A 25,041-nucleotide genomic window follows, 5' to 3' on the forward strand; every position below is an offset into this window, starting at 1 on the left:
TCATCCCTTCCGGACGGCGTAGGTCAGGGCGCGCTCGCCGATCAGGGTCTCGGCCTCGTCCAGCAGGGCCAGCAGGGCCTCGGCCGTCGCGTCGGGGGTGTGCCCGGCCAGCGCGTGGCGCCCCGACTCGGCCAGCACGTGCGCGTGCAGCCAGCCGATCTGCCCCGCGACCAGGGCGGGCAGCGGGTCGTCGGGGTCGGCGCCGGTCTCCTTCGCCAGCTCGGCGGTGAGCGCGGCGACCATCTGGACGTGCAGGTCCTCCAGCCGGGCGACGAGCGTGGGCGCGGCGCGCACCATCTCCAGGAAGCGGCCGAAGCCCTCGATCAGGCCGAGGCTCCGGTCCCGGCGGCGCAGCTCGTCGCGCAGCCGCCGCAGCACCGCCGCGAACGCCGGCTCGCCGGGCTCGCGGTCCCGGACGATCGCGGCCAGCCGGTCCGGCGAGGCCTGGTCGGGCGGCAGGACCAGGTCCTCCTTGGCCTCGAAGTAGTTGTAGACGGTGTTGACCGAGACGTCGGCGGCCTCCGCGACCTCGGCGATCGTGACGTGGTCGAACCCGCGCTCGGCGAACAGCCGCGCCGCCGTCCCGGCGATGCGGCGCCGCGTCTGCCGCTTCTTGCGCTCCCGGAGTCCCTCGGTCATGGACGAAGTCTAACCGCATTCCAAAGTTTAAGTCGATTGCAAGTTTTCAGTCCGTTGTGATTTCATCCCCGGCATGAACGACGACGTCATCACCGTCCGGGGACTGACCCGGACGTTCCGTCTGCGCGGCGGGCCGGTGCACGCGGTGCGCGGCCTCGACCTGACCGTGCCCGAAGGCGAGATCCTCGGGCTGCTCGGCCCGAACGGCGCCGGCAAGACCACGACCCTGCGCATGCTCACCACGCTGCTGCCGCCGACCGGCGGACGGGCCGAGATCGCGGGTCACGACCTGCGCCGGGACCCCGCCGGGGTGCGGCGGCGCATCGGCTACGTGGCGCAGTCGGGCGGGCTCGACCCGTCCTGCCCCGTGCGCGAGGAGCTGGTCACCCAGGGGCGCCTGCACCGGCTGCCACGGAACGAGGCCCGCGCCCGCGCGGCGGAGCTGGCCGAGGCGCTCGACCTGACCGGACTGCTGGACCGCCCGACCGCCGCGCTGTCGGGCGGCCAGCGGCGGCGCGTCGAGATCGCGCTCGGCCTCGTCAACCGGCCCGCCGTGCTGTTCCTGGACGAGCCGACCACCGGCCTCGACCCCGGCAGCCGCGCCGAGCTGTGGGACCTGGTGCGCCGGACCCGGACGGACCTCGGCACGACCGTCGTGCTGACCACGCACTACCTGGACGAGGCCGACGCGCTGGCCGACCGGATCGTGGTCGTGGACGCCGGGGCCGTGGTCGAGGAGGGCACGCCCGCCGACCTGAAGGCCAGGCACGGCGGCGGCAGCCTCCAGGACGCGTTCCTGGCGATCACGGGCCGGTCCGTTCCGGACGCCGCGCCCGTCGCCGTCTGACGAGGGAGGAGCCTCATGCTGGGTGACATCGGAGTCGTGTTCGGCCGCCACCTGCGCGCCACGCTGCGATCCAAGACGAACCTGCTGTTCGGGATGCTGCAACCGCTGCTGTTCCTGGCGCTGTTCGGGCCGCTGCTGACGCGGCTCGACCTGGGAACGGCCGGGTCGTCGTGGCAGACGTTCGTGCCGGGCGTGCTGGTGCAACTGGCCCTGCTCGGCGGCTCGTTCGTGGGGCTGGGCATCCTGATGGACCGCAAACTGGGGGTGATCGACAGGATGCGCGTCACCCCGGTCGGCCCGGTCGCGCTGCTGCTGGGCCGGACGCTGCGGGACGTGGTCCAGCTCGTGGCGCAGTCGGTGCTGCTGGTGCTGCTGGCGCTGGCCTTCGGCCTGCGCGCGCCGCTGGCCGGGGTGCTGGCGGGGCTGGCGTTCGTGGCGGTGCTGGCCATGGCGCTGTCGGCGCTGTCGTACGGGCTGGCGATGAACGTCCGCACGTCCCCGGAGTTCGCCGCCATCGCCAACACCGCCGTCATGCCGCTGATGCTGGCGTCGGGTCTGCTGCTGCCGATGAGCCTCGCGCCGGGCTGGCTGGACGGGGCGTCGCGCGCGGTGCCGTTCCGGTACACCGTGGACGCGGTGCGGGAGGTGTTCCTCGGCCACTACGCCAACGGCACCGTCGCCGCCGGCGCCGCGGTGACCGCCGGGCTGGCGGCGCTGTGCCTGCTGGCCGCCGCCCGGTTGTTCCGCCGCGCCGTCTCCCCCTGACGTCAGAGGTTGCGGATGATCCCGCGCAGGATGTCCGGGGTCTCCGTGGGCGGGCGGGCCTGGACGCCGAGGCGGTTCAGCACGTCGCGGTAGCGGGTGACCTCCAGCTGGCGGTCGGGGTAGGAGCCGCCCGCCAGGTGTTCGAGGTAGATGACGTCGGGCAGCTCGCGCTCGGCGAACCGCAGCAGGGTGACCGGCCCCCGCACCAGCGCCTGGCCGCCGGCCGCCAGCGGCATCACCTGCACGGTGACGTTCGGGGCCTCGACGATGGCGGCCAGGTGCTCCAGCTGCTCGCGCATCGCGGCCGACCCGCCGATCATGCGCCGCAGCACCGCCTCGTCGATGACCGCCCACAGCCGCACCGGGTCGGGGCGGTGCAGGATCTCCTGGCGGCGCAGGACCAGCTCGACGCGGCGCTCCACGTCCTCGCGGGCGATCCCGTGGTGCCGGGCGCGGATCACCGCGGCGGCGTAGCCGGGGGCCTGGAGCAGGCCGGGGACGTGCTGGATGTCATGGGTGCGGATCACCGCCGCGCCCTGCTCCAGCCCCAGGTAGGGCTCGAACCAGGACGGGATGACGGCGGCGTAGGGATGCCACCAGCCGGGGCGGTTGGCCTGCTCGGCCAGTTGCAGCAGCGGCTCGCGGCGCTCGGGCTCGGTGACGCCGTACAGCGTGAGCAGGTCGGCGATGTCACGTTCCTTGAACGAGACCCGCCCCAGCTCCATCCGGCTGATCTTCGAGTGGGAGCCGCGGATGTGGTAGCCGGCCTGCGCGGGCGTGATCCCGGCGGCCTCCCGGTGCCGGCGCAGCTGGGCCCCCACCAGCATGCGCAGCACCGTCGGCCCCGACGACCCGGGCACCGCCCTCGTCCGGACGCCGGTCATGCGCTCTTCCGTCCCACGGCGCAGAACTCGTCCACCTCGGGCGGGTCCTCGAACGGGCTGGGCTCCGGCCGCCACCGCGACACCGGCACCACGCCCGGCTCCAGCGTCTCCAGCCCCTCGAAGTAGGCGGCGATCTGGTCGGGCGTGCGCAGGAAGTAGGGGGTGGTGCTGGCCTCGTTCCACAGCTTGATGGCGGTCTCGAAGCGTTCGCCGGTGACGACGTTGGTGCCGTCGGCGACCGCCAGGTGGCTCCCGGCGGGCAGTTCGGCGAGCAGCCGCCGCACGATCTCCTTCGCCTCGCCGTGGTCGGGGACGTGCCCGAGGATGTTCAGCAGCATCAGGCCGACCGGCCGCGACAGGTCCAGCGTGCGGCCCGCCTCGGCGAGGATCCTGCCGGTGTCGCGCAGGTCGGCGTCGACGTAGTCGGTCGCGCCCTGCGGCGTGCTGGTCAGCAGCGCGCGGGCGTGCGTGAGCACCAGCGGGTCGTTGTCGACGTACACGATCCGGGACTCGGGGGCGGCGCGCTGGGCGACCTCGTGGGTGTTGTCGACGGTGGGCAGCCCGGTGCCGACGTCGAGGAACTGGCGGATGCCGCACTCCCCCGCCAGGTGCCGGACGGCCCGGGCCAGGAACAGCCGCGAGTACCGCGCGATGTCCACGATCTCCGGGTACACCTCGCGGAACCGGTCACCCGCGGCCTGGTCGACCGGGTAGTTGTCCTTGCCACCGAGCCAGTAGTTCCAGATCCTCGCCGACTGCGGGATCGTGTCGTCGATCCGCGGCGGAACGGAACCCGGCGATGCGTCGGTCACGGGGAACGCCTCCTTGGGGGAACGGTGCGCACCGTCTGCACCCAATCTAATGTTGCCCCGAAAAACCTTTCCCGTCGTGTCGAACCGGGCTCGGGTCGATCGACGCGTGGGTGAGAGGCCGGATCTGACCGGCCGTCGACGACAGGAGAACGCGATGCGTTTCATGATGATGACCACCGGTGGCGCCGACGCTCCCCTCACCCCCGTGCAGGAGCGGGAGATGGGCGCGTTCATCGAGGAGATGAGCCGGGCCGGGGTGCTGCTGGCCACCGGCGGGCTCGACCCGCGCGGCAAGCACATCAAGTCCGAGGGCGGCAAGGTCACGGTGACCGACGGGCCGTTCAGCGAGGCCAAGGAGGTCGTCGTCGGGTTCGCGCTGATCGAGGCGCGGTCCGAGGAGGAGGCGATCGAGCTGTCCAAGCGGTTCTGGAGGATCGTCGGGGACGGCGAGGGCGTCGTGCAGCGGGTGTTCGGGCCGGAGGACGCCCCCGGCGCCTGACCCCGGGATTGCGGCGGACCGGGCCGGGGTGCTCTGATCGGCCGCATGACGGATGTGGAGACGCGGCGCGCCATCGACGCGGTGTGGCGGCTGGAGGCCGCCCGGATCATCGCGGGCGTGGCGGGGCTGGTGCGCGATGTCGGCCTGGCCGAGGAGCTGGCGCAGGACGCGCTGGTCGCCGCGTTGGAGCAGTGGCCCGAGTCAGGCGTCCCGGACAACCCGGGCGCCTGGCTCATGGCCGTCGCGCGGCGGCGCGCGGTGGACCGGATCCGGCGCGAGCGCAACTACGCGGGCAAGCTCGCCGAGATCGGCCACCGGATGGAGGAGGTCGAGGACGCGGCGTTCGACGCCGTGCTGGAGGACCGCATCGAGGACGACGTCCTCCGGCTGATCTTCACCGCCTGCCACCCGGTGCTGCCGACGCCCGCGCGGGTGGCGCTGACGCTGCGGATGCTGGGCGGGCTGACCACCGAGGAGATCGCGCGGGCGTTCCTGGTGCCCGAGCCGACGGTGGCGCAGCGCATCGTGCGCGCGAAGAAGACCCTGGCCGAGGCGGAGGTGCCGTTCGAGGTGCCGGAGGGCCCGGAGCGGGCCGAGCGGTTGTCGTCGGTCCTGGAGGTCCTCTACCTGATCTTCAACGAGGGGTACGCGGCGACCTCCGGTGACGCGTGGGTGCGGACCGACCTGGCGCTGGAGGCGCTGCGGCTCGGCCGGCTGCTGGCCGGGCTCGCCCCCGGCGAGCCCGAGGTGCACGGCCTGGTGGCGCTGATGGAGATCCAGGCGTCGCGGTCGCGGGCGCGGACCGCCCCGGACGGGACGCCGGTGCCGCTGCTGGAGCAGAACCGGGGCCGGTGGGACCGGCTGCTGATCGACCGGGGCCTGGCGGCGCTGCTGCGCGCCCGGGACCTCGGGGGGACGCCCGGCCCCTATGTGCTGCAGGCCGCCATCGCCGCGTGCCACGCGCGGGCCGCCTCCGCCGAGGAGACCGACTGGGGACTGATCTCCAAGCTGTACGACCTGCTGGCGCGGCGGCTCCCCACCCCGGTCGTCGAGCTGAACCGGGCGGTGGCCGTGGGCTACGCGCGCGGCCCCGAAGCGGGACTGGAGATCGTGGACGCGCTCGCGTCCGAGAAGTCCATGGCGGACTACCACCTGCTGCCGAGCGTGCGCGGGGACCTGCTGGCGCGGCTGGGGCGGACGGCGGAGGCGCGGGCCGAGCTGGAGCGCGCGGCGTCCCTCACCAGGAACGCCGCCGAGCGCGCCGCCCTGGAGAAGAAGGCCGCTGACCTGGGATAACAAAAAACCTCAAGAAAAATCGGCGGGAATGTCGATCCGGGTGCGGGCCGATCGACGCGTCAGTGAAGGCACCCGAGAGACACGCTCAAGGAGATCGACATGGCCGCCACGCAGACCGCCACCGCCCGCCCCGCCGCCCGCCCCGCCACCCGCACCTCCACCCGCCGCAAGGTGCTGTGGGCGCTCCAGATCCTGATCGCCGCGTTCCTGCTGTTCGCGTCGGCGATGCCGAAGTTCGCCGGGCAGGTCGACGCGATCGAGACGTTCGCCAAGCTGGGCTGGCCCGAGTGGACCCGGTACGCGGTCGGGGCCGTCGAGGCGGCGGGCGCGATCGGCCTGGTGATCCCGCGCCTGGCGGGCCTGGCCGCGGCCGGCCTGGTCGGGCTGATGGTCGGCGCGGTGCTGACCCAGCTGCTGGTGCTGGTCCCGGCGTGGGCGGCGTTCCCCGCCGTGCTGGGCGTGATCTTCGCGGTGATCGCGTACGACCGCCGGGAGGAGACGCGCTCGCTGCTGCGCTCGCCGAAGCGCTGAACCCGCGTTCCCCGAACGCCCCGCGCCCCGCGCGCGGGGCGTTCTCGCATGCCGGACCCCGACGGCTACCTTCGGGCGAACCGGGCCCGCAGCATGTCGCCGATCGGCTGCGGAAGCCCGGCGGTGACGGCCAGGAACTCCTCCAGCGCCCGGTCCGGGTGGTGCACGGCGGCGAACTCCAGGGCGACCGCGAGGTGGTAGCGGGGGCCGGCGTCCAGCTCGCCGTCGAGCCTTCGGCACACGGCGAGCAGCCGCGCCACCTGCCGCTCGGGAACGTCGACGCCCTCCGCCCACGCCGACTGGAGCAGCACGCAGCCGACCTCCAGCCGGGACGGCGCGGGGGCGGCCTCAAGCCAGTCGAGCGTGACGTCCCCGACGAGGGGCTGCCTGCGGGCGAGGGCGGCGGCGGTGGAGAGCAGCTCGTCCGCGTCGTACTCGGGATGCGCCCGGGCGAACCGCTCGCACGTCTCCTCGACCAGCAGGGCGGCGGCGGTGCAAGTGAGCTCGGCGACCGGCTGGCGAAGGATGTCCAGCGCGCGCCACTCCGCATACGTCAGCAGCGTGTCGCCCTCGCGCAGCAACGCGCGGAGCCGGGCGCGCTGCGACGGCGCGAGGGACTCGGTCACGGCATGGAACGCCGTCCCGCCACCGGCCCGGAAAAGGGCGCACGCCAGCGACCAGGCGGCCGGGCCGTCCGGTTCCAGCCGCGCGCAGGCCGCCGCGAGCCGTTCCGCCCGGGCGCCGCCGTCCCGGAACCAGAGCCCGCGCAGCAGCGCGCAGGCGATCTCGGCCCGGACGGCCGACGGCGCCGCCTCCAGCCAGTCCAGGACCGCCTCCGCCGGGCCGCCGGAGCCGCCGGACATCATGATCCCGACCGCGACCAGCCGCCCGTCCCCGTAAGCGGGATCGTCCCGTTCCACGTGGTCGCAGAGGGCCCGGACGGTCCTGGCGGCGTCGGCCGGGCCGAGCGCACGGAGCGCCGGCCAGTCGGCGGCCGTGTATCGCGGCATGGGACGCTACCTCGGAGTGACGACGATCTTCGATGTGTCGGTGCCGGTGGAGCCCAGCAGATCATGGGCCGCACGCAGCTCCGGCTCGCCCAGTCGCCTGCCGTCCATCCGGGTGTTGGAGCGACTGTAGGACGAGTTGTTGTCCATCAGCCACCGCCCGGTCGGCTTGCCGTCCGGACCGATCTCGGCCTTCAGCTCCCCGCCGATCCGCGCCGGCGGCCGCATGCCCTCGGGCACCGGCTCGTGCTCGGACCCGGCCGCCAGGTCGCCGTGCTTCATCGCGTGGCCGGGCCGCTTGCCGTAGAGGTCCTTGTAGTCGGGGCTGGTCTCGGGCGCCAGCCTGATGTCGCCCTTCGCGTCGACGATCCACAGGTAGGTCCTCGACGGGTCGAGGCCGCCGACGTCGAGCGGGGCGCCGTGCCGGACGACCTGCGTACCGGGCGGCGAGACGTAGGGGACCTCGTACCCGCGGCCGAAGACGAACGCCGGGCTCGGCTCGCCGATCCGGCCCAGGATCTCCTGGAGCTTCCCGGGCGGCGGCTCGTCGGGTTTCTCGTCCTCGGGCTTCTCGTCCTCGGGCTTCTTGTCGCCCTTGGGCTTCCTGATCTTGGTGAGGCCCTTGCCGCCGAAGATCGTGCCGAGCACCGTCGGCACGGCGCGGGCGACCGCCCGCACCTTGTGGCCGTTGTTCCAGTCGTCCCGGATCTTCTTGGTGGACTCGTCCCAGATCTGCTTGCCCGTGTCGACCGGATTGGTGGTGACCAGGTCCTTCAGGCTGCCCCAGTTGCTCTTGAACCCCTCGTGGCTGCAGATGTGGGCCAGGCAGCCGGTGAAGGTCACGCCGTCCCAGACGTCGGTGAGCACGTCCCCGGTGCCGAGCCGGAGCCCGTCGACGGTGGCGCACGCCCAGTCCGCCCAGTCCCAGCAGTTGCCGTCGTCCTTCTTCTCGTCCTTCTTCTCGTCCTCGCGGTCCCTCTTCCCGGGTTCGGAGGCGCGGGCCGTGGGGGTGGGAGCCGCCGTGGCCGGCGCGTCCCGCCCGCCGTCCCGGCAGTCCCCTGCCCCGATCACCTGGCAGACGGCGTCCCTGATCCCGCCGACGAGCTGGGCGGGCACGCTGCTGAGGGAGACAGCGGCCACCACGCCCGCGATGAGCAGGACGACCGCGAGGTAGGACGAGGCCCCTTCACCGCGATCCAGGACCAGCCGGCGTCGCGGACCCCCCGCATCATGTGCCACACTGCCGGACGGTAATGATCATTCCTTCCCGCGGGACAGGGTCCGCGGACCCAACGTGGGGCCCAGGCCCTGGGGCTTCCCGCGCGGGCCCGCCAGGGTCCACGCCGACGAACTGGGGGGAAGATGCACGCGCAGCCGATGATGCCGCGGTCGGTACGGATCGCGAGGGTGCTGCTCTTCGTCGCCGCAGGACTCACCACGATGGCCGCGCTCGACGTCTGGATCGAGGTGGGCGGCGGCCGGGGGCTCGGCCTCGCGCTCGCCGTCATGCTGCCGGCCGCCGCGAGCCTGGCCGCCGGCCTGGCGGCCGGACGGTGGCCCACCCGCGGGCTGTGGTTCGGGCTCCTCGTCCTGGAGGTCCTCTACCTGTTCTGGCAGCTCGGTCGTATCGGCGACGGTGACGCCATGGGCGTGGTGGGCCTGGCCTTCCCCGTCGCCATCCTGATCCTGGTCTGCCGCTCGTCGGCGCGGGCCTACTTCCGCACGGCCGGTGCCTGAGCCTCGGCCATGAGCGCCGGGGCCGGCACCGGCCCGGGGTGACGGCGGTCGCACGGGGAGCCGCGCCGACCGTGGCGGGCGCCGTCCAGCAGCCGCCTCACGAGGCGGCGGCGTTCCCCGAGGTCACTCGGGGTCGGGCAGCCGCAGGATCTCGGCGGCCACTTTCAGCAGCGTGGCGCGGTTGGCCTCGGGGTCGCCCTCCAGGTGCTCCAGGGCGAAGGGCCCGAAGAAGACGGAGAACAGCGCGCTCACGGCGCGGATCCGGTCCTCGGTGGACGGGTCGGGCGCGGTGATCAGCTCCGTCAGGGCGATCATGTGCTCCCGGTTGCGCTGCTCGCCCCGGACCGTGCGCAGCGCCGCCTGGTTCTCCTGGAAGAAGCGGGCGACGGGGGCGAACTCCGACACGATGACGCTGAGACGGCGCAGCAGCTCGCGCCGGACCTCGGGCGTGGAGGGCTGGGAGCGCCCCCACCCGACCAGTTCGGCGAGGTTGCGGTCGACGTCCTCGCCGAGGCTGGCGACCAGCTCCTCCTTGGTCTTGAAGTGGTAGTAGAGGGCGGCCTTGGTGACGCCGAGCCGTTCGGCGATCTCCCGCAGGGAGGTCTGGTCGTAGCCGCGTTCCAGGAACAGCTCCAGGGCGGTCTGCCGGATGCGTTCGCGGGTGTCGCTGCGGCGTCTGGTCAACGGTCCTCCTCGGGGTTCCCACCGGAAAACTTACTTGACGCCCGGCTAGTTGGCCATCTAGCGTCCGAGACGTCTCCAACTAGCCGGGCGGCAAGTAAGTGAGCGGCCGCCCCTCCCCCGAGGACGTCCTATGAGCGAACCCGCCGCGCCCCCACGGCCGCGCAACCTGTTCGTCGTGATCGGCGCGGTGCTGATCGCGATGGTGCTGGCCATGCTGGACAACCTGATCCTCAGCACCGCGATGCCGAGCATCGTCAGCGATCTCGGCGGGCTGGACCACCTGTCGTGGGTGGTCACCGCCTACATGCTGGCCACCGCCGTCTCGACCCCCGTGTGGGGCAAGGTCGGCGACATGTACGGCCACAAGGGCACGTTCATGACGGCGATCGTGGTGTTCCTCATCGGGTCGGCGCTGGCCGGGACGTCGCGGGACATGACGCAGCTGATCGCGTTCCGGGCCCTCCAGGGGCTCGGCGGCGGCGGGCTGATGGTCGGCGCGATGGCGATCGTGTCCAGCCTGGTGTCCCCGCGCGAGCAGGGGAGGTTCCAGGGGATGATGTCGGCGGTCATGGGCGTGACGATGATCGGCGGCCCGCTGGCCGGCGGCGCGATCACCGACCATCTCGGCTGGCGCTGGTGCTTCTACGTCAACCTGCCGCTCGGCGTGCTCGCCCTGGTGATGATCGGCCTGGTGCTGCGGCTGCCGAAGGTCCGCTCCACGGCGCGGATCGACATCGCGGGCGTCGTGACGCTGGCGACCGCGATCACCTCGGTGGTGCTGGTGACGACGTGGGGCGGCAACGAGTACGGGTGGACCTCCCCGACGATCCTCGGCCTGGGGACGCTGGCGGTCGCGGCGGGCGCGCTGTTCGTGCTCGCCGAACGCCGCGCCGCCGAGCCGCTGCTGCCCCTCGGCCTGTTCCGCACCGCCAACTTCTCGCTGGTCACGCTGATCGGCTTCGTGCTGGGCTTCGCGATGATCGGCGGGACGACGTTCCTGCCGCTGTTCCAGCAGAGCGTGCAGGGCGCGTCGGCGACCAACGCCGGGCTGCTCGGCCTGCCGATGTCGCTGGGCATGATCCTGGTGAACGCGGTCGTGGGCCCGCTGGTGACGCGGACCGGGCGCTACAAGGCGGTCATCGTGGCCGGCGGCGCGCTGGTCGGCCTCGGCCTGGCGCTGCTGTCCACGATGGACGTCGGCACGTCGACGGTGACGACCGGCGTGTACATGGCGGTGCTCGGCGTCGGCATGGGCTGCCTGATGCAGACGACGATGCTGGTGACGTTCCAGAGCGTCGAGCAGAAGGACATGGGCGTCGGGGCGTCCACGGCGACGCTGTCGCGGACCATCGGCGGGTCGATCGGCGTCGCGATCGTCGGAACGGCCTTCGCCGGGCAGGTCCGCGACGTCATGGCCGCGCGCGGGTTCGGGAAGCTGACCGAGGGGTCGGCGCAGCTCGACGAGGACGGGCTCGGCCGGCTGCCGCAGGCCATGCGGGACGCCTACGAGCACGCGGTCGCGGCCGGGACGCACCAGGCGTTCCTGCTGGCGGCGGGCGCGGGCCTGGTGGCGTTCCTGGCGGCGTGGTTCGTCCGCGAGGTGCCGCTGCGCGACACCGCGGCCGTGGCCGCCGCCCCCGACCCCGAATCCGAGCCGGCGAAGGCCCCGGCCTAACCGACGGCGTGGGGCGGGATCCGGTCCCGCCACGGGATCTCCTCCTCCAGGCGCGCGGCGAGCGCGAGGAGGAGGTCCTCGCGGTCGTGGGCGGCCACGAGCTGCACGCCGATCGGAAGGCCGTCGGCGGTCCGCCCCAGGGGAAGGCTGATCGCGGGATGGCCGGAGACGTTGAACGCCATCGTGAACGGCGAGTACCCGTCGAGCTTCACCAGCCAGTCGCGCATGGTCTGGCCCTCGGCGTCGTAGTCGAGCGTGCCGTGCGGGAGGGGCGGGCGGGCCGTGGTCGGGGTGACCAGGACGTCGTGGTCGAGGAAGAAGCGGGCGGCGGCGCGGGTCACCTCGTTCTGGGACCGGAAGCCGCGCAGCAGGTCCAGGGCCGTGGTCCGCTTGATCTGCGCGAGCAGGGAGCGGGTGGTGGCGGCGACCGTGCCGGGGTGCGGTTCGCGCGGGGCCAGCAGGAACGGCGCCCCGGTCGCGACCGACTGGGTGAGCATGCCGTGCAGGACCGCTTCCCAGGAGAGGGCGGGACCGGCCTCGGTGACGTGGTGGCCCGCGGCCTCCAGGACCCGGGCGGCGTGTTCGGCGGCGGCGGCGACCTCGGGGGGCGACGGGCGTCCCGGACCAGGCGCGCGTCATGACCGCGACCCGGAGCCGCCCCGGCCCGGTGACGATCTCCTCGGCGTAGGGGCGGCGCGGGGGCGGCGCGGCGCACTTGTCGCCGACGCCCGCGCCGTGCACCGCGTCCAGCAGCCGCGCGGCGTCGCGGACGGTCCTGGTCAGCGCGAACTCCCCGACCATCCCGAACATCGGCTCGCCCATGTCGGGCCCGCAGGGGATCCGGCCGCGGCTCGGCTTCAGCCCGACCAGCCCGCACGCGGCGGCCGGGACCCGCAACGAGCCCGCGCCGTCCCCGCCGTGCGCGACCGGCACCGCGCGGGCCGCGACGAGCGCGGCGGCCCCGGAGCTGGAACCGCCCGGGTCGCGGTCGAGGTCCCACGGGTTGCGGGTGACGCCGTACTTGGGCGACTCGCCGACGAGGCTGAGCCCCAGTTCCGGGGCGGTGGTGAGCCCGAGCGTGACCAGCCCGGCCGCCCGGAACCGGCGCATCAGGTCCCGGTCGTGGGGCGCGACGACCCCGAGCCCGTCCAGCGCGCGGCTGCCCGCGAAGAACGGCACGCCCTCCGCCATGGGCCCGATGTCCTTGATGAGGAACGGCACCCCGGCGAACGGCCCGGCGGCGTCGTGGGCGAGCGCGGGCTCGAACGGGGGCAGCGCGAGGGCGTTCAGCGCGGCGTCGGCCCGGTCCAGCGCGGCGCGGGCGGCGTCCTCGACCTCGGCGGCCGTGACCTCCCCCTTGGCCAGCAGCTCCCGCAGCCCGGTGGCGTCATGGCGGACGTACTCGCTGATCTCCATGGCGGTCCTCCCCGTCGTCCGGCAGCCTCTCCCCGGCCCGCCCGAGATCGCCATCGCTTTTCCGGCCGCCCTAGCCTGGGTGACATGACGGTTTCGTACGTGGTGACGGGTGGCGGCAGGGGAATCGGGCGGGCGGTCGTCGAGCGCCTGGCGGCGGGCGGCGCGGTGGTCGCGATCGAACGCGACCCCGAGGCGCTGGACTGGGCGGACGGGCACCCCGGCGTCGTCGCGGTCATCGGTGACGCGACGGCGGAGGACACCGCCGAACGCGCCGCCGACCTGGCCGAGGAGCGCGGGCCGCTGCGCGGCTGGGTGAACAACGCGGCGGTCTTCCGCGACGTCTCGGTGCACACCAGCCCGCCGTCGGAGGTGCTGTCCCTGATCAACGTCAACCTCGCCGCGCCGCTCACCGGCTGCACCACGGCGGTGCGCCGGTTCCTGGCGGCGGGCACGCCGGGCGCGATCGTGAACGTCACCTCCCACCAGGCCCGGCGCGCGGTCCCCGGCTGCACCCCCTACGTGACGGCGAAGGCGGCGATCGAGGGGCTGACCCGCGCGCTGGCCGTCGAGTACGGCCCGCGGGGCGTCCGCGTGAACGCCGTGGCCCCCGGCTCGGTCCGCACCGAGCGCTACGAGGACCTCCTCGACCGGCTGGGCCCGGCGGGGGCCGAGCGGATCGAGCGCGAGATGGCCCGGCTCCACCCGCTGGGACGCGTGGCGCTGGCCACGGAGGTCGCCGCGACGATCGCCCACCTGCTGTCGGACGAGGCGAGCTTCATCAACGGCGCGACGGTCCCGGTGGACGGCGGCCGCTCGATCCTGGCCCAGGACCCCGAGGCCCACGACGTCTGACCGCCACCTCCTTCACCGACCGCATCCGGCCGCTCACGGCCTCTCACCACACCTGGTCACGGAACGTGATCCGCGGGGGTCGGCCGGGGGCCGGTCAGGTACTCGTTCAGGGCGCGGGCCTCCTGGAGGACGTCGGAGTTCCCCTTCCGGGACGCCAGGGCCGCCAGCTCCGGGATCTCCGCGCGGGCCTCGCACCAGCGGGCCGTGCGCAGGGCCAGCCCGAGCAGCGGGGCGTGGGACGCGGCGGCGCGTTCGTCCGGGGCCGGGAGCAGGTCCGGGAGGGCGGCGGCGACCGTCTCCCAGACGGCCTGGTAGCCGCCCGCCTCGGCCAGGTCCTCCAGGACGCGCAGCAGGCGGCTCATCCGGACGTCGCCGTTGCGGGCCCGCCGCGCCAGGGCCCGGCCCAGGAGCGCGGTGGGCAGCTCGCCGCGCGCCGCCAGGTAGGTCAGCGTCTCCCGGGCGGAACGGTCGCCCCGGTTCAGCAGGGCGACCAGGTCCCACGCGAGGACCTTGGCGAACGGTCCGCCGACCGACGCCGTCGCCAGGTCGGCGATCGTGGCGCGGAACGAGCGCAGGTGCGGGAGCAGGTGGGCGGCGACGGTGTCGGGGTGCGAGGGCAGCAGGGAGGACCAGGACTCCACGTCCCAGGCGGCGAGGCCCGGGTCGTGTTCGTGGCCGTCGCCGGCGGACGCCGAACCGTTGAAGATCGCGTCGATCAGCGGCAGCCCCGTGGCGGGCGCGCGGAGCCTGACGTGCGCCTCGTCGCCGAGCCGCCGCATACCGATCCGGGGGCGCGGCGGCCCCTCCCGCGCCAGCCACCCGGCGACGGTCCGGGCGGCGGCGGAGGTCAGCGCCTCCGCGCGCCGGACGGCCTCGGCGGGCACGGCGGCGGGGAGCCGGAGCAGGGCCTGCTGGAGGTCGGCCGCGCCCGGTTCCAGGGCCGCCGCCTCGTACCGTTCCAGGCGTTCGACCAGGGTCAGCGGGTCGAGGTGGCCGGTCGGCTCGGTGGGCGTGGCCAGCAGGACCGGTGGGAGCACGCCCCTGCCCAGGGGCGGCAGCAGTTCCGCGCAGCGGTGCAGGACCAGCAGGTGCAGCGGGGACGTCCCGTCCGGCCGGGGCAGGCGGGCGAGGGGTTCGGAGGGGACGGCGCGGGTCCCGGCCAGGACGTTGGCGATCGCCGTGAGCCAGGCGTAGGGGTGCGGCCACGTCGAACAGCCGATCAGGTGCCCGAGGCCGTCGGGACGCGTCCCTCGGGCGAGGGCCGCGCGGAGGCCGTCCCGGTCGGTGCGGGCCAGGTGGAGGAGGCCCTCCAGGAGCCGGTCGACCCGCGCCTGCCCCCGGGCCGTCTCCTCGATGAGATCGACCGCCTCGTCGGCGCCGAGCGGACGGGCGACGTCGACCGGCCGCGCCCAGGTCGCCGCGGTGAGGCGGGGCGCGGCGTCCGGGGTGAGGGGCGGCGGGGCCGGGTCGGGGTGGGTCGGCTCGCCGCCGAAGCGGGCCGCGATCTTCTGTCCCAGGTCGAACGGGAGCAGCCCCGTCGCCTCGCGGAGCGGCGTCGGGTCGGTGACGGGGAGTTTGAGGGCGAGCGAGACGGCGCGCCTGCGGACCGCGGGCGAGTCGTGGGCGAACGTCTGGGCCAGGGCCGGGGCGCACTCGTCGGCCAGCGCCGGGTGGCGTTCGACGGTCTCGGCCAGCCAGCTCAGCCCCTTGCCGACCAGCCCCGCCTCGGGGCGGAACAGCAGGGCGTCGAGGGCCTCGGTGAGGTCGAGCGGGTCCGGGACGTCGGGGTCGTCCAGCTCGCGGAGCAGCCGGAGGGCCAGCTCGGCGACCGGCACCGGAGCCGCCGGGAGCAGGCGCAGGTAGTCGCGGGCGCGGGCGACGGTCTCGGCGCGGCGGGCCGCGGGGTCGGCCGCCTCCAGCTCGGCGTGCAGGGTGGTGAAGAAGCGCAGCTCGCGGGCGTCCCCGCCGCGCAGGAAACGGCTGACGCAGCGGTCGAGCAGCGTGCGGCGGTCGACGCGGCCCTCGTCGGCGAACCGCTTGAGCTGACGGGCCCGGTGCGGCCCGGAACGCGCCCAGGAGGGGCCCTCCAGCGCGGGTCCCACGCCGTCGACCTCGAACAGGCGCGGCAGCAGGTGCGGCAGGAGGGGGTCGTCGGCGCGCGGCCCGCCGTCCCGCGCCCACCCGATGACCAGGGGGTCGTGGTCGGGGGGCGTGACGCCGGTCTCGCGCAGCAGCGCCAGCGCCAGGTCGAGGCCGGACAGCCCGGGGAGGCTGAGCCGCAGGGTGAGGCGTCCGGCGAGGTCGGCGAGCCAGTCGGCGGGGCGGGCCCGCAGGACGCGCAGGAGCCGGTCGGTGTCCTGGTGGACGGTCCGGCGCATGGTGAACTGGCGGCGGTTCAGCCAGGTCGCGACGCCCGCCGCGCCGCCGATCGTGCCCGCCCCGGCCGCCCGGAACGCCGGAACGTACTCGTCGAACCAGCGGGCCCGGGCGAGCGTCCTCTTCAGGTGGCCGGGCAGCTCCGTGGCGACCGCGCGGCGGTCCTCCTCCGGCAGCCCGGCGACGATGGCCGCGACGTCGTCGGCCGCCTTGGCCTCGATCCGCTTGCGAACGTCGTCCCAGGCGGTCACCGTGCCCGTCCTCTCAGGTGGCGCGGCGGGGCAGGGACGGCGGGGGTCCCGGCGGCCGTGGCGGCCATCCGGGCGGCGAGGACGTGCTTGCAGGGGCCGCGCGAGCCGCGGTGGTCGAACCACCAGTCGCAGGTGCACTCCCCGGTGGGGACGTGCACGCGTTTGGTGGTGCCGTTGGACGTCACCTCGGCCGCGTCGCCATGGACGCGGACGGACCCGGAGCGGACCAGCGCCCGCGCCGCCGCCAGCCGGGGGCTGGGCACCGGGTCGTAGGGCAGCTCGCGGTGGAAGTGGCTGGCCTCGGCCAGGTCGTAGCCGACGCGCCCCGCCGTGCCGAGCCAGGTCAGGGCCGTGCGCACGCGGGAGGTGGGCAGGCCCGAGCGGTCCGCCAGGTCGCCGACCTCGATCGTCGGGTCGAACTCCAGCAGCGCGCCGACCAGGTCGGCGTCGGCCGCGCCGTCCGCCTCGGCGAGCCGGGACAGCGTCGCGCCCTCGCCGGAGAAGCCGCGCGCCGGGCGCGGGGAGACGACCAGGGTGTAGCGCATGCCGGGAAGCTCCAGCTCCCAGGCGGTCGAGCCGCCGTCCCGGCCCGCGTAGACCCGCAGGGAGCGGGCGAAGCGCAGCAGCGGGTGCAGCGTCGCCAGCCGGCCCGGTCCCTGGAGCTCGACGCCGTGCTCGGGGATCTCGGCGCGCGCGTTCGCGGCGCGGGGCAGGGAGCGCAGCAGGCGGGCGGCGTGCAGGCGCGGCAGCTCCGCCACCGGGTCGAGCCGGGAGGCGATCACCTGGACCTCGCCGAAGCCGCGGATCCAGCGTTCGGGCAGCGGGACCTTCTTCTCCACGACCGCGCCGTCCAGCGTCGTGACGGTCAGCTCGTCGGGGCCGACGCCCAGGTGGAGGGGGTCGTGGCGGCCGACGCGGGCCAGCGCCTCGCGGAGCGGGCCGTTGACGTCGACGTTGGTGGTGCCGCGCGCGAGCACCTCGCCGTCCAGGCCCCCCGCGAGGACGTCGAGCCGCGCGTACACGCCGCCGCAGGAGGAGAACGACTCCAGCCGCAGCCGGTCGCCGTTGCAGGTCACCACCGGGTCGCGCATCCCGCCGCCCTCGCGGGGGCGGTGGTAGCGCGCCTTGGCGACGTCGGCGAGGGCCAGCAGGCCGGTGGCGGCGACGGCGGGCTCGGTCACGACGCCGCTGAAGAAACGCGGGTGCGCGAGCGGGCCCGCGGTGGACTGGCCGCCGGAGGTCTCCAGGGCGAGAAGGCCGTCGGTGAGGGACGAGGGGGCCGCGTAGGCGTACGTCACGCTCGACATGCCCGGGACGGTAGTTCCGGGGACCGACAGTTTCCCGCCGCGCCCGATCAGCGCGCCGGATCAGCGCGCCGGGTCCAGATGCACCAGGGGCATCGGCTGGCTGCCGGGACCGGCCGGAAGGGTGTCCGGGCCGCCGCAGAGGGCCTGCTCGACGTGGGCGCGCAGGGCGTTGTCGATCGGGTGGACGACGGGGCGGCCCGCGCCGTCGAGCCGCTGGTAGCCGGTGAGGTTCCAGCCGACCGCGAGCTGGCGTTCGCCGTCGGGGCCGCTCAGGACGCGGGTCCCGGCGCCGAACACCGCGCCGTCGTGGCCCCAGAACGTCCCGCACGACAGGTCGAACGCCGCCAGCCCGAGCCCGTACCGGAACGCGGTCGTGCCGTCGGTCGCCGGAACGGTCCGCCGCATCTCCGCCAGGCTCCGCGCGTCGAGCAGCCTTCCCTGGAACAGGGCGCGCTGGAAGCGGGTCAGGTCGTCCATGGTGGAGGCGAGCGCCCCGGCCGTCCAGGCGTAGGACATGTCGTAGTCGCTGTAGTCGCGGGGCGGGGTGAGACCGCCGTACAGCCCCTCGTAGGCGCGGGCGTGCGGCGACCTCAGCCGCGGCTGCCGGGGGAACGCGGTGTGCCGCAGCCCGGCGCGGCGGATCACGTCGCGGGTGATGACGTCCTCGGCGCGTTCGCCGGTGACCTTCTCCAGGACGCGGCCCGCGACGAGGGTATTGGTGGTCGAGTAGGACCAGCGCTCGCCGGGGACGCCGGTCGGGGGCGCGGACACCCCGCGGTCGATCAGCCGGTCGACGTCGGCGCGGCGACGGCGGCCCGCGTCCAGGCTCGCCGGGGAGCGTTCGGTCAGGGACGGGAACGTGGCGTGCCGGTGGTCGGCGACGCCGCTGGTGTGGTCGAGCAGCATGCGGACGGTGACGCGCTGGCCCCGGTCGTCGGGGAACAGGTCGGGCAGGTGGGCGGCGACCGGGTCGTCCAGCCGCAGGCGGCCCCGCTCGGCCTGCCGCAGGACGGCGACGGCGGTGAACATGGCGGTGACGTCGCCGACCCGGTGGGTCAGGCCCGGCTCGACGGGGCGGCGGGTGCGCACGTCGGCGACGCCGGACGCGCCCTGCCAGCGTTCACCGCCCGCGCGGACCGTGGAGTACAGGCCGTACATCCCGGTCGCCCGCGTCGCCTCCAGGGTGGCGCGCAGCCGGCCGGGGTCGAGGGTCGCGGGGCGTTCGGCGGCCGGGGCGGCGGCCGGGGTCGGGCCGGGCAGGTGGGCGCGCGCGGCCGGGCCACCGAGCGGGGCCGTCACGAGGACCGTCACGAGAGTGGCCGCGAACGCCAGTCGTCCCGGCGTCCCGAACCGGCTCATCCGCATTCCACCGCTCCCCTGCCGCGCCCCACCGGCCGCCCGCGTGCGGCCGTCCGATCGACGGCGCGTCCTCGATCAGCATTGTCCACGGTGCCGGGTGTGTTCGACACACGATCGACATGACTGTGTCCTCCTCGTATATCCGGGGTGTCGGGGGGTGGTCAGCCGAGCAGCCCGGCCAGGGCGCGGCGGCCGGCGGGCCGGCGCAGCTTGGCCATGCCCTTGGCCTCGATCTGGCGGATGCGCTCGCGGGTGACGCCGAACCTGCGGCCGACCTCGTCCAGCGTCTTCGGCTCGCCGCCGGCCAGCCCGAACCGCAGCGCGATCACGTCGGCCTCGCGCTCGGTGAGGGTGGCGTCCATCACCCGGTCGAGCTCGGCGCGCAGCAGGGACGCCGCGACGACGTCGGAGGGGTCGGGGGCGTCGGTGTCCTCGATGAGGTCGCCGAGCTCGCCGCCGTCGGCGTCGTCGCCGATCCGGGCGTGCAGCGACACCGGTTCGGCGGACTGGCGGCGCAGCCGCTCGACCTTGGCGGTGGGCAGTTCGAGCGCGGCGGCCAGCTCGGCGGTGGTGGGCTCGCGGTCCAGCTCCAGCACCAGCTCCCGCCGCGTCCGGTTCATGCGGTTGACGACCTCCACCACGTGCGACGGCAGCCGGACGACGCGGCTCTGGTCGGCCAGGGCGCGGCCGAGGGACTGCTTGATCCACCAGACGGCGTAGGTGGAGAACTTCAGGCCGCGCCGGTACTCGAACTTCTCCACCGCGCGGATCAGGCCGAGGTTGCCCTCCTGCACCAGGTCGGTCAGCGGCAGCCCGCGCCCGGCGTACCGCTTGGCGAGCGAGACGACCAGGCGGAGGTTGGCCTCCACCATGTGCGCCTTGGCGCGGTGGCCGTCGGCGGCGATCCACTCCAGGTCGGCGCGGTCCTCGTCGGAGAGCTCGGCTCCGCCGTCGAGGCGCTCCCGGGCCAGCAGGCCCGCCTCGATGCGCTTGGCGAGCTCCACCTCCTGCTCGGCGGTCAGCAGCGGGGTGCGGCCGATGCGGGCCAGGTAGTCCTTCATCGTGTCGGCGGAGGCGAGGACGTTGGTCAAGTGGGGTCCTTTCGTGGAGGGGGGACGGGGGGCGGGGGCGGATCAGCCGCGGCCGGGGACGCGGCGGGGGCGGACGGTGCGCGGCGGCGGAACGTCCCGGCGCGAGCGCCGCGTGTCCCGCTCGGCGTGGCGCGGCCTGGCGCCCGGGAAGGCGGCGGGGCGGGCGGCACGGTCGAGGATCGCGCGGAGGTCGGCGTTCAGGGGGGCTCCTTCGGAGGGGGACGAGTGGAGGACGCGGGAGGAGGGGCGGGGGTTCACAGGAGCTCCTTCGTTCGGCGTGATGACCTAAACTTATGACGGACCTAGAAGTATGTCAACAACAAATTTAGGTCGAATCTGTGGCACACTGGTCCCATGACCGAGACGAAGATGGGGCTGCGGGAGCTGAAGAAGGCCCAGACCAGGGAGAACATCTCCCACAACGCGACCCGGCTGTTCCTGGAGCGCGGGTTCGACAACGTGACGATCGCCGACGTCGCGGCGGCCGCGCAGGTGGCCAAGATGACCGTGACGAACTACTTCCCGCGCAAGGAGGACCTGGCCCTCGACCTGCACGATGTCTTCGTGGGCATGCTCGCGCGGACCGTGCGGGAACGGGGGCCCGGCGAGTCGGCGCTGGCGGCGCTGCGGCGGGCGTTCCTGGCGGCGGTGGCGGCGCACGACGCGGTGATCGGGTTCTCCGGGGAGCCGTTCGCCCGGATGATCACCGAGAGCCCGGCGCTGGTGGCGCGGCTGCGCGAGTTCCACGACGAGCGCGAGGCGGTCCTGGCGGAGGCCCTGGCCGAGGAGACCGGCGCGGGCCCCGAGGACACGCGGCCGAAGGTGGCGGCGGCCCTGCTGGGCGGCGTCCACCAGGTGCTGTTCGAGGAGACCCTGCGCCGCACGATCGCGGGCCAGACGCACGAGGAGATCGCCGCGGCGCTGACGCCGGCGGCCGAGGAGGCGTTCGGGCTGCTGGAACCGTCCCTGGGCGGCTACGCGATCCGCTGAGGGCACCCTCGGACCGGCCGCCTCGTTGTCCCGGAAGATCATCGAACCGGGAACCGAACGGAGCGCGCATGAGCACCGGTGTCCGCCTGATCCGCCACCCCGACCTGGCCCCGTCCGTCGAGTACGCCTACGCCTCGACCGCCGACGCCCCGGTCCGCTCGGTCTGGGTGGCGGGCGCGTGCCCGCTGGACGCCGACGGCCGGACGGTCGCGCCCGGCGACTACGCCGCGCAGGCCCGCCGGGTGATGGAGAACCTCCGGGTCGCGCTGGAGGGGGCGGGCGCGGCGCTGACCGACGTCGTCAAGACCACCGTGTACGTCGCCTCGTCCCGTCAGGCGGACCTGGTGGAGGCGTGGAAGGTCTACCGCGAGCACATGGGCGGGCACGACGTTCCCAGCACGCTGCTGGGCGTGACCGTGCTGGGCTACGACGACCAGCTCGTGGAGGTGGAGGCCGTGGCGGTGCTGCCCGCCTGACGGGGCGCGGCCCCGTCAGGCGGGCCGGGCGTCAGCCGAGGACCAGCAGCAGGTCGCCCGCCTGGACCTGGCTCGCGGGCGGGACCGCCAGCCGGGTCACCGTGCCCGCGGCCGGGGCCGTGATCGCGGCCTCCATCTTCATCGCCTCGATCGTGGCCACCACGTCCCCGGCCGCCACCGTGTCGCCCTTCGCCACGCGCAGCGTGACCGAGCCGTCGAACGGCGCGGCGACGTGGCCGGGGTCGCCGGGGTCGGCGCGCTCGACCGGCGGCGCGTCGGACACCACCGAACGGTCACGGACCGACAGGGTGCGCAGCTGGCCGTTGACGGTGCAGATGACCTGGCGGACGCCCGCCTCGTCGACGTCGCCGACCGCCTCCAGGGCGGCCAGCACGCGCACGCCCGGCTCCAGGTCGAACGCCACCTCCCGCCCGTTCCGCAGCCCGTACAGGAACGCGCCGGTCGGCAGCAGCGACAGGTCGCCGTAGGCGGCGCGGGCCTCGCGGTACTCCTTGGCCGGGCCGGGGAACAGCAGCCGGTCGAGCGTCTCGCGGACGGCCGGGCCCGCCAGCGCCTTCTCCTCCTCGCCGGTCAGCTCGGCGCGCGCCGGGGTGTGGCTCCGGGTGCCGAGCGCGCGCGACCGGAACGGCTCGGGCCACCCGCCCGGCGGGTCGCCCAGCTCGCCCGCCAGGAACCCGATCACGCTGTCGGGGATGTCGTAGCGCTCGGGCTCGGCCGCGAACGCCTCGGGGTCGGCCCCGGCCGCGACCAGGTGCAGCGCCAGGTCGCCGACGACCTTGCTGGACGGCGTCACCTTCACCAGGCGGCCGAGGATCCGGTCGGCGGCGGCGTACAGGCGCTCGATCTCCTCGAACCGGTCGCCGAGGCCGAGCGCGACGGCCTGCTGGCGCAGGTTGGACAGCTGGCCGCCGGGGATCTCGTGCTCGTGGACGCGGCCGGTCGGCGACGGCAGGCCCATCTCGAACGGCGCGTACAGCCTGCGCACCGCCTCCCAGTACGGCTCCATCGCCGTCAGCGCGTCCAGGTCGAGACCGGTGGCGCGGTCGGTGTGGTCGGTGTGCGCGACGATCGCCTGCAACGGGGGCTGGCTGGTCGTCCCCGACAGCGGGGCCGCCGCGCCGTCCACCGCGTCCACGCCCGCCTCGACCGCCGCCAGGTAGGTGGCGAGCTGGCCGCCCGCGGTGTCGTGGGTGTGCAGGTGGACGGGCAGGTCGAAGCGCTCGCGGAGCGCGGTGACCAGCGTGCGGGCGGCCGGGGCGCGCAGCAGGCCCGCCATGTCCTTGACGCACAGGATGTGCACGCCCGCCTCGACCAGTTCCTCGGCCAGGCGCAGGTAGTAGTCGAGCGTGTAGAGGCGCTCGGCCGGGTCCGACAGGTCGCCGGTGTAGCAGAGGGTGCCCTCCACCAGCGCGTGGGTCTGGAGGACCGCGTCGATGGCGGGGCGCATGCGCTCGACGTCGTTCAGCGCGTCGAACACCCGGAAGATGTCCACGCCCGTGCGCGCCGCCTCGGTGACGAACGCGCGCGCCACCGAGTCCGGGTACGGCGTGTACCCGACGGTGTTGCGGCCGCGCAGCAGCATCTGGAGGCACATGTTGGGCGCGGCCTCGCGGATCGCGGCCAGGCGGTCCCACGGCGACTCGCCGAGGAAGCGCAGCGCGACGTCGTAGGTGGCCCCGCCCCACGCCTCCAGCGACAGCAGCTCCGGGGTCGTCCTCGCCAGGTGGGGGGCGGCCTTGACCAGGTCGTAGGTGCGGACGCGGGTGGCCAGCAGCGACTGGTGCGCGTCGCGGAACGTGGTGTCGGTGACCGCCAGGGCCCGCTGCGCGCGCAGCCGTTCGGCGAACGCCCTCGGCCCCAGCTCCAGCAGCAGGTCCCGCGAGCCCCGCGGCATCGGCCCGTCCGGCGGCGGCGGCAGCTTCACCGCCGGGTCCAGGTCGGTGGGCGCCTCGCCGTGCGGTTTGTTGACGGTGACGTCGGCCAGGTACCGCACCAGCCGCGTCGCCCGGTCCCCCGAGGAGCGCGCCGTCAGCAGCTCGGGATGGTCGGCGATGTAGGAGGTGGTCACGCCGCCCGCGCGGAAGTCCGGCTCGTCCAGCAGGGCCTGGAGGAACGGGATGTTCGTCGCCACGCCCCGGATGCGGAACTCCGCCACCGCCCGCCGCGACCGGCGCACCGCCTCCTCGAACGTCCGCCCCCGGCAGGACAGCTTCACCAGCAGCGAGTCGAAGTGCGGCGACACCACCGCGCCCGCGTGCGCCGTCCCGGTGTCCAGCCGCACGCCCGCGCCGCCCGGCGACCGGTAGGCGGAGATCTTGCCGGTGTCGGGCCGGAAGTCGTTGGCCGGGTCCTCGGTGGTGATCCGGCACTGCACCGCGAACCCCGAGACGGTCACGTTCTCCTGGGCGATGCCCAGGTCGGCCAGGGTCTCGCCACCCGCGATCCGCAGTTGCGCCTGCACCAGGTCGACGCCGGTGACCTCCTCGGTCACGGTGTGCTCGACCTGGATGCGCGGGTTCATCTCGATGAACACGTGCCGTCCCCGGTCGTCCACCAGGAACTCCACGGTCCCGGCGTTGACGTAGCCGATCTCGCGGGCGAACGCGACGGCGTCGGCGCACAGGCGCTCCACCACGGCCGGGTCCAGCCGGGGCGCGGGCGCGACCTCCACGACCTTCTGGTGGCGGCGCTGCACCGAGCAGTCGCGTTCGCGCAGGTGGACGGTGTGGCCGGCGGCGTCGGCCAGGACCTGCACCTCGATGTGGCGGGGCCGGTCCACCGCCTGCTCCAGGAACACCGTCGGATCGCCGAACGCGCTGGCCGCCTCGCGCCGCGCCGTCGCGACCGCCTCGACCAGGTCCTCGCGGCGGTCCACGCGCCGCAGCCCGCGCCCGCCGCCGCCCGCGGCGGCCTTCACGAACAGCGGGAACCCGACCTCGTCGGCGGCGGCCAGGACGTCGTCCGGAGCGCCGTCCCCGGAGTCGAGGGTCGCCGACCCCAGCACCGGCAGGCCCGCGCGCCGCGCCGCCGCCACCGCCTCGATCTTGTTCCCGGCCAGGCGCAGCACGGCGGCCGGCGGCCCGACGAACGTCAGCCCGGCGCGTTCGCACGCCTCGGCCAGCTCCGGGCTCTCCGACAGGAACCCGTAGCCCGGGTAGACGGCGTCCGCGCCGACCCGCAGCGCGGTGGCGACGATGCCGTCCACGTCCAGGTAGGCGCGGACCGGGTGGCCGTGTTCGCCGATCTCGTAGGCCTCGTCGGCCTTCTGCCGGTGCAGCGAGAAGCGGTCCTCGTGGGCGTAGACGGCGACGCTGGGGATGCCCAGCTCGTAGGCGGCGCGGAAGGCGCGGACGGCGATCTCCCCGCGGTTCGCGACGAGCACTTTGGTGATCAAGATGCGGCTCCGGGAGTGGTGGATGGTCATGGGCGCGCACACGGACGGCCTCCCGGGCTCGCCGTCGAGCGCGTCCGACCTCCCGCGCGGGCGTCGTCCTCGTTCGGTACCTACCCCGGCGGGCGGGCGGCG

At 74.7% G+C, this 25,041-nt stretch carries 23 protein-coding genes and 1 pseudogene; 10 read left to right on the plus strand and 14 right to left on the minus strand.

The window, feature by feature from the left end; all coding sequences use genetic code 11:
* Positions 1-639 carry a TetR/AcrR family transcriptional regulator gene (locus HNR61_RS40940; RefSeq protein ID WP_182848531.1) on the minus strand — a complete coding sequence of 213 codons (639 nt, stop codon included), beginning with the start codon at positions 637-639 and terminating at the stop codon, positions 1-3.
* Between the two features lie 73 nt (positions 640-712).
* On the opposite strand from HNR61_RS40940, the gene HNR61_RS40945 reads away from it, so the two are divergent.
* Both HNR61_RS40945 and HNR61_RS40950 read left to right on the plus strand, forming a co-directional pair.
* On the plus strand, positions 713-1,486 hold the full coding sequence (locus tag HNR61_RS40945) for an ABC transporter ATP-binding protein (RefSeq protein WP_182848532.1): 774 nt from the start codon (positions 713-715) through the stop codon (positions 1,484-1,486).
* A gap of 15 nt (positions 1,487-1,501) precedes the next feature.
* Positions 1,502-2,251: an ABC transporter permease gene (locus HNR61_RS40950; RefSeq protein WP_182848533.1), complete on the plus strand. Its 750-nt coding sequence runs from the start codon at positions 1,502-1,504 to the stop codon at positions 2,249-2,251.
* A gap of 2 nt (positions 2,252-2,253) precedes the next feature.
* Here the strand turns inward: HNR61_RS40950 and HNR61_RS40955 are convergent, their stop codons facing one another.
* Together HNR61_RS40955 and HNR61_RS40960 are read right to left on the minus strand one after the other, a co-directional pair.
* Positions 2,254-3,135 (minus strand): Sco1979 family transcriptional regulator, encoded by an 882-nt coding sequence (locus tag HNR61_RS40955; RefSeq protein WP_182848534.1) that lies wholly within the window; start codon positions 3,133-3,135, stop codon positions 2,254-2,256.
* Positions 3,132-3,947: an SAM-dependent methyltransferase gene (locus HNR61_RS40960; RefSeq protein WP_312898338.1), complete on the minus strand. Its 816-nt coding sequence runs from the start codon at positions 3,945-3,947 to the stop codon at positions 3,132-3,134. Before HNR61_RS40960 ends, HNR61_RS40955 begins: the two co-directional genes overlap by 4 nt.
* Positions 3,948-4,101: 154 nt before the next feature.
* Between HNR61_RS40960 and HNR61_RS40965 the strand changes: the two genes are divergently transcribed.
* The 3 genes from HNR61_RS40965 (at position 4,102) to HNR61_RS40975 (ending at position 6,273) form a co-directional block, all read left to right on the plus strand.
* Complete coding sequence (locus HNR61_RS40965) at positions 4,102-4,446, plus strand: YciI family protein (RefSeq protein WP_067820964.1); 345 nt, start codon at positions 4,102-4,104, stop codon at positions 4,444-4,446.
* 45 nt (positions 4,447-4,491) lie between these two features.
* Entirely contained in the window at positions 4,492-5,742 is a 1,251-nt protein-coding gene (locus tag HNR61_RS40970) for an RNA polymerase sigma factor (protein ID WP_182848536.1), read from the plus strand.
* Between the two features lie 99 nt (positions 5,743-5,841).
* Positions 5,842-6,273, plus strand: coding sequence for a DoxX family protein (locus HNR61_RS40975; protein ID WP_182848537.1), 432 nt, complete (start codon positions 5,842-5,844; stop codon positions 6,271-6,273).
* A 65-nt stretch (positions 6,274-6,338) separates the two neighbouring features.
* Here the strand turns inward: HNR61_RS40975 and HNR61_RS40980 are convergent, their stop codons facing one another.
* Complete coding sequence (locus HNR61_RS40980) at positions 6,339-7,283, minus strand: hypothetical protein (RefSeq protein WP_182848538.1); 945 nt, start codon at positions 7,281-7,283, stop codon at positions 6,339-6,341.
* 6 nt (positions 7,284-7,289) lie between these two features.
* Positions 7,290-8,519 (minus strand): hypothetical protein, encoded by a 1,230-nt coding sequence (locus tag HNR61_RS40985; RefSeq protein ID WP_182848539.1) that lies wholly within the window; start codon positions 8,517-8,519, stop codon positions 7,290-7,292.
* 168 nt (positions 8,520-8,687) lie between these two features.
* Between HNR61_RS40985 and HNR61_RS40990 the strand changes: the two genes are divergently transcribed.
* Complete coding sequence (locus HNR61_RS40990) at positions 8,688-9,017, plus strand: hypothetical protein (RefSeq protein WP_220510411.1); 330 nt, start codon at positions 8,688-8,690, stop codon at positions 9,015-9,017.
* A gap of 123 nt (positions 9,018-9,140) precedes the next feature.
* Here HNR61_RS40990 and HNR61_RS40995 read toward each other — a convergent pair whose 3' ends face one another.
* Positions 9,141-9,701, minus strand: coding sequence for a TetR/AcrR family transcriptional regulator (locus tag HNR61_RS40995; RefSeq protein WP_182848541.1), 561 nt, complete (start codon positions 9,699-9,701; stop codon positions 9,141-9,143).
* Between the two features lie 130 nt (positions 9,702-9,831).
* Here HNR61_RS40995 and HNR61_RS41000 point away from each other — a divergent pair, with 130 nt between their 5' ends.
* Positions 9,832-11,376 carry an MDR family MFS transporter gene (locus tag HNR61_RS41000; RefSeq protein ID WP_182848542.1) on the plus strand — a complete coding sequence of 515 codons (1,545 nt, stop codon included), beginning with the start codon at positions 9,832-9,834 and terminating at the stop codon, positions 11,374-11,376.
* On the opposite strand, the gene HNR61_RS49660 is transcribed toward HNR61_RS41000, so the two are convergent.
* Entirely contained in the window at positions 11,373-11,942 is a 570-nt protein-coding gene (locus tag HNR61_RS49660; protein WP_281400715.1) for an amidase family protein, read from the minus strand. The two genes, HNR61_RS41000 and HNR61_RS49660, sit on opposite strands and share 4 nt — an antisense overlap.
* A gap of 124 nt (positions 11,943-12,066) precedes the next feature.
* A pseudogene (locus HNR61_RS50290) lies at positions 12,067-12,846 on the minus strand (amidase family protein); the annotation flags it as partial.
* Between the two features lie 30 nt (positions 12,847-12,876).
* Here HNR61_RS50290 and HNR61_RS41010 point away from each other — a divergent pair.
* Complete coding sequence (locus HNR61_RS41010; protein WP_182848543.1) at positions 12,877-13,644, plus strand: SDR family NAD(P)-dependent oxidoreductase; 768 nt, start codon at positions 12,877-12,879, stop codon at positions 13,642-13,644.
* A 56-nt stretch (positions 13,645-13,700) separates the two neighbouring features.
* On the opposite strand, the gene HNR61_RS41015 is transcribed toward HNR61_RS41010, so the two are convergent.
* The 5 genes from HNR61_RS41015 to HNR61_RS41035 all read right to left on the minus strand — a co-directional run bounded on the left by HNR61_RS41015 (position 13,701) and on the right by HNR61_RS41035 (position 20,286).
* Positions 13,701-16,271 (minus strand): DUF7824 domain-containing protein, encoded by a 2,571-nt coding sequence (locus HNR61_RS41015; protein WP_182848544.1) that lies wholly within the window; start codon positions 16,269-16,271, stop codon positions 13,701-13,703.
* Entirely contained in the window at positions 16,268-17,578 is a 1,311-nt protein-coding gene (locus HNR61_RS41020; RefSeq protein ID WP_220510412.1) for an SWIM zinc finger family protein, read from the minus strand. Before HNR61_RS41020 ends, HNR61_RS41015 begins: the two co-directional genes overlap by 4 nt.
* A gap of 60 nt (positions 17,579-17,638) precedes the next feature.
* A complete protein-coding gene (locus HNR61_RS41025; RefSeq protein ID WP_220510413.1) occupies positions 17,639-18,937 on the minus strand; it encodes a serine hydrolase domain-containing protein in 1,299 nt (432 codons plus the stop codon).
* A gap of 161 nt (positions 18,938-19,098) precedes the next feature.
* Positions 19,099-20,028 carry a sigma-70 family RNA polymerase sigma factor gene (locus HNR61_RS41030; protein WP_312898339.1) on the minus strand — a complete coding sequence of 310 codons (930 nt, stop codon included), beginning with the start codon at positions 20,026-20,028 and terminating at the stop codon, positions 19,099-19,101.
* Between the two features lie 42 nt (positions 20,029-20,070).
* Positions 20,071-20,286, minus strand: coding sequence for a hypothetical protein (locus tag HNR61_RS41035; protein WP_182848546.1), 216 nt, complete (start codon positions 20,284-20,286; stop codon positions 20,071-20,073).
* A gap of 96 nt (positions 20,287-20,382) precedes the next feature.
* Here HNR61_RS41035 and HNR61_RS41040 point away from each other — a divergent pair, with 96 nt between their 5' ends.
* Together HNR61_RS41040 and HNR61_RS41045 are read left to right on the plus strand one after the other, a co-directional pair.
* Positions 20,383-21,018 carry a TetR/AcrR family transcriptional regulator gene (locus HNR61_RS41040; RefSeq protein ID WP_182848547.1) on the plus strand — a complete coding sequence of 212 codons (636 nt, stop codon included), beginning with the start codon at positions 20,383-20,385 and terminating at the stop codon, positions 21,016-21,018.
* 68 nt (positions 21,019-21,086) lie between these two features.
* Positions 21,087-21,494, plus strand: coding sequence for a RidA family protein (locus tag HNR61_RS41045; RefSeq protein ID WP_182848548.1), 408 nt, complete (start codon positions 21,087-21,089; stop codon positions 21,492-21,494).
* Between the two features lie 31 nt (positions 21,495-21,525).
* Here HNR61_RS41045 and HNR61_RS41050 read toward each other — a convergent pair whose 3' ends face one another.
* Complete coding sequence (locus HNR61_RS41050; protein ID WP_182848549.1) at positions 21,526-24,909, minus strand: pyruvate carboxylase; 3,384 nt, start codon at positions 24,907-24,909, stop codon at positions 21,526-21,528.
* Positions 24,910-25,041: the final 132 nt, after the last annotated feature.

The organism is Actinomadura kijaniata (assembly GCF_014138665.1).
Lineage (GTDB): Bacteria > Actinomycetota > Actinomycetes > Streptosporangiales > Streptosporangiaceae > Spirillospora > Spirillospora kijaniata.